The organism is Hydrogenophaga sp. PML113 (assembly GCF_001777155.1).
Classification (GTDB): Bacteria; Pseudomonadota; Gammaproteobacteria; order Burkholderiales; family Burkholderiaceae_C; genus Hydrogenophaga; species Hydrogenophaga borbori.
In genome coordinates this window covers 1-3656 of sequence record NZ_MIYM01000028.1, presented here as the reverse complement: position 1 = coordinate 3656, position 3656 = coordinate 1, and the positions used below count along the sequence as shown (strand labels likewise).

Below are 3656 nucleotides of genomic sequence, written 5' to 3'. Positions count from 1 at the left end.
TTGAACTGACCGTTTTCGCGATAGAACATGGTCAGCTCCTCAGACGCGATCGATGATCTTCTCGCCGAACAACCCTTGGGGTCGGAAGAGAAGGAAGACGAGGGCGAGCACGTAGGCGAACCAGATCTCGATGCCGCCGCCGACGAAGGGGCCGAGGTAGACCTCGGAGAGCTTCTCGCCCACGCCGATGATGAGTCCGCCGATGATGGCGCCGGGCACGGAGGTCAGCCCGCCGAGGATGACCACGGGCAGCGCGCGCAGCGCCAGGGTGGTGAGCGAGAACTGCACGCCCAGCTTGGAGCCCCAGATGATGCCGGCGACCAGGGCGGTGACGCCGGCGACGAACCACACGATGACCCAGATGCGGTTGAGCGCGATGCCGATGGACTGGGCGGCCTGGTGGTCGTCGGCCACGGCGCGCAGCGCGCGCCCGGTGCTGGTCTTCTGGAAGAACAGGCTGAGCGCGCCCACCAGCAGCGCGGCGATGCAGGCGGCGTAGACGTCTTCGAGGTTGATGAGCACGCCGCCGGGGAAGGTGCTCTCCATGAGGAAGACCGGGTCCTTGGGCATGCCCACGTTGATGGCGTAGATGTTCGAGCCGAACAGGGTCTGGCCCAGGCCGTCGAGGAAGTAGGTGATGCCCAGGGTGGCCATGAGCAGCGTCACGCCCTCCTGGTTGACCAGGTGGCGCAGCACCAGACGCTCGATCAGCCAGGCCACCACCCACATCAGCGCGGCGGCCAGCACGAAGGCGATGGCGTTGGCCAGGATGAGGCTTTCGATGCCGATCCACTGCGGCACCCAGGTCGAGAAGCGCGCCATCGCCAGCGCGGCGAACAGCACCATCGCGCCCTGCGCGAAGTTGAACACCCCCGAGGCCTTGAAGATCAGCACGAAGCCCAGCGCCACCAGGGAGTACAGCATGCCGGCCATGAGGCCGCCGAAGAGCGATTCGAGGAAGAAGGCCATGGCTACATCTGCTCCATCAGTGGCTCGTGCCGAGGTAGGCGCGGATGACCTCCTCGTTGCCGCGCACCTCTTCGGGGGTGCCGTCGCCGATCTTCTTGCCGTAGTCGAGCACCACCACGCGATCGGAGATGTCCATCACCACCCCCATGTCGTGCTCGATCAGCACGATGGTGGTGCCGAACTCGTCGTTGACGTCCAGGATGAAGCGGCTCATGTCCTGCTTCTCCTCCAGGTTCATGCCCGCCATGGGCTCATCGAGCAGCAGCACCTGCGGCTGCATGGCCAGCGCGCGGCCCAGGTCCACGCGCTTTTGCAGCCCGTAGGGGAGCGTGCCCACCGGCGTCTTGCGGTAGGCCTGGATCTCCAGGAAGTCGATGATGTTCTCGACGAAGGCGCGGTGCTGCTCCTCCTCCTGCTGCGCCGAGCCCAGCCACTTCAGGCCCGCGAACGGGTGGCGAAACGCCTGCGCGAGCAAGCCGCTCTTGACGCGCAGGTTGCGCCCGCTCATGAGGTTGTCGATCACGCTCATGCCCTTGAACAGCGCCAGGTTCTGGAAGGTGCGCGCGATCCCCATCTCGGCCACCTGGCGGCTGTTCATGTGCCGGAAGGTCTGGCCACGAAAGCTGATCGAGCCCTCCTGCGGCTGGTACACCCCGTTGATGCAGTTGAGCATGGAGCTCTTGCCCGCGCCGTTGGGCCCGATGATGGCGCGCACCTCGTGCTCTCGCACGTCAAAGCTGATGTCGGTCAGCGCCTTGACCCCGCCAAAGCGCAGGCTGATGTTCTTCACATCCAGGATCACCTCGCCGATCTTCTTGGCGCCCGCGCTGGCGGCCGCGCCCCCGGCGCTGCCCGACTCGCCCGTTTGGTCCATGTCGATCTGCCTCATGCCGCCTCCTTCACCGGGGCGAAGGTCTTGGCGTCTCGGATCTGCAGCGTGGCGCTGACCGAGCCCGTGCGACCGTCCTCGAACTTGACCTGCGTCTGGATGAACTGCTCGCGCTTGCCCGCGTACAGCGCCTCCACCAGCGCCTGGTACTTCTCGCCAATGAAGCCGCGGCGCACCTTGTTCGTGCGCGTGAGCTCGCCGTCGTCGGCGTCGAGCTCCTTGTGCAGCACCAGGAAGCGGCTGATCTGGCTGCCCGCCAGCCGCTCGTCTCGGCTGAGGTCGGCGTTGACCTGCTCCACGCACTGCGCGATGAGCTCGTAGACCTCGGGCTTGGCCGCCAGGTCGGTGTAGCCCGTGTACGGCAAGTTGCGCCGCTCGGCCCAGTTGCCCACGGCCTCGAAGTCGATGTTGACCATCACGCACACGCGATCTCGCCCGTCGCCAAAGGCCACCGCCTCCTTGATGTGCGAGAAGAACTTGAGCTTGTTCTCCACGTACTTGGGCGCGAACATGGCGCCGTCGTGCGCGCCACCGCTCAGGCGCCCCACGTCCTTGACCCGGTCGATGATCTTCAGGTGCCCCGCCGCGTCGATGAAGCCCGCGTCGCTGGTGTGGTACCAGCCCTCGGCGTCCAGCACCTCCGCCGTGGCCTGCGGGTTCTTGTGGTACTCCTTGAGCAGCCCGGGCGAGCGCACCAGGATCTCGCCCGTCTCGCTGAGCTTGATCTGCACCCCCTCGCAGGGCACCCCCACCGTGTCGGCCCTGGCCTCGTGGTCGGGCTGCAGGCACACGAAGACGGCCGTCTCCGTGGAGCCGTAGAGCTGCTTCAGGTTCACCCCGATGCTGCGGTAGAAGCTGAAGAGGTCCGGCCCGATGGCCTCGCCCGCGGTGTAGGCCACGCGCACGCGGCTTAGGCCCAGGTTGTTGCGCAGCGGGCCGTAGACCAGCCAGTCGCCCAGGCGGTACTTCAGCCGGTCCCACGCGCCCACCGGCTTGCCGTCCATGAGGTCCGGGCCCACGCGGCGCGCCAGCCCCATGGCGCTGTGAAAGAGCCAGCGCTTGAGCGCGCCCGCGTCTTCCATGCGGATCATCACGCTGGTCAGCAGGCCCTCGAAGACCCGGGGCGGGGCGAAGTAGTAGGTCGGCCCCACCTCCTTCATGTCGATGCTGACCGTGGCGCTGCTCTCCGGGCAGTTGACCACGTAGCCGCTGACCAGCCACTGCGCGTAGGAGAAGATGTTCTGCCCGATCCACGCCGGCGGCAGGTAGGCCAGCACCTCGTCGCTCGGGCCCAGCTTGTCAAAGCGCGCGCCCGCCCCCGCGCGGTCGAGCAGGCCGCGGTGCAGGTGCACCACCCCCTTGGGGTTGCCCGTCGTGCCGCTGGTGAAGAACATCGCCGCCACGTCATCGGGCTGGCCCTGCTCGACCTGCTCGTCGAAGAACCCAGGGTGCGCCCGATCGAACGCCTCGCCCGCGACCACCAGCGCGTCCAGGCTTTGCAGCCCCGCCTGCTCGTAGTTCCTCAGCCCGCGCGCATCGTCGTACCAGATGCGCTCGAGCTGCGGGCACTGCCCCCGGATCTCCAGCATCTTGTCCACCTGCTCCTGGTCTTCCACCACGCACAACCGCACCTCGGCGTTGTTGATCGGAAAGACGCACTCCCCAGCCACCGCGTCCTGGTACAGCGGCACCGCGATCGCCCCCAGCGACTGCGCCGCCAGCATCGTCGCGTACAGCCTCGGCCGGTTCGCCCCTATCACCACCAGGTGCTCCCCACGCCTCAAGCCCGCCTCGTGCA

The 3656-nt window shown here is 67.2% G+C and carries 3 protein-coding genes; all 3 read right to left on the bottom strand.

The annotated features are described in order from the left end of the window. Window positions 1–39: 39 nt before the first annotated feature. Window positions 40–969, bottom strand: coding sequence for a branched-chain amino acid ABC transporter permease (locus BHU06_RS21830; protein WP_070401342.1), 930 nt, complete (start codon window positions 967–969; stop codon window positions 40–42). A 16-nt stretch (window positions 970–985) separates the two neighbouring features. Further along, window positions 986–1843: an ABC transporter ATP-binding protein gene (locus tag BHU06_RS21825; RefSeq protein ID WP_070401343.1), complete on the bottom strand. Its 858-nt coding sequence runs from the start codon at window positions 1841–1843 to the stop codon at window positions 986–988. Between the two features lie 11 nt (window positions 1844–1854). After that, window positions 1855–3656: long-chain fatty acid--CoA ligase (locus BHU06_RS21820; RefSeq protein WP_070401341.1), on the bottom strand; the 1802-nt coding region annotated here is incomplete at its 5' end.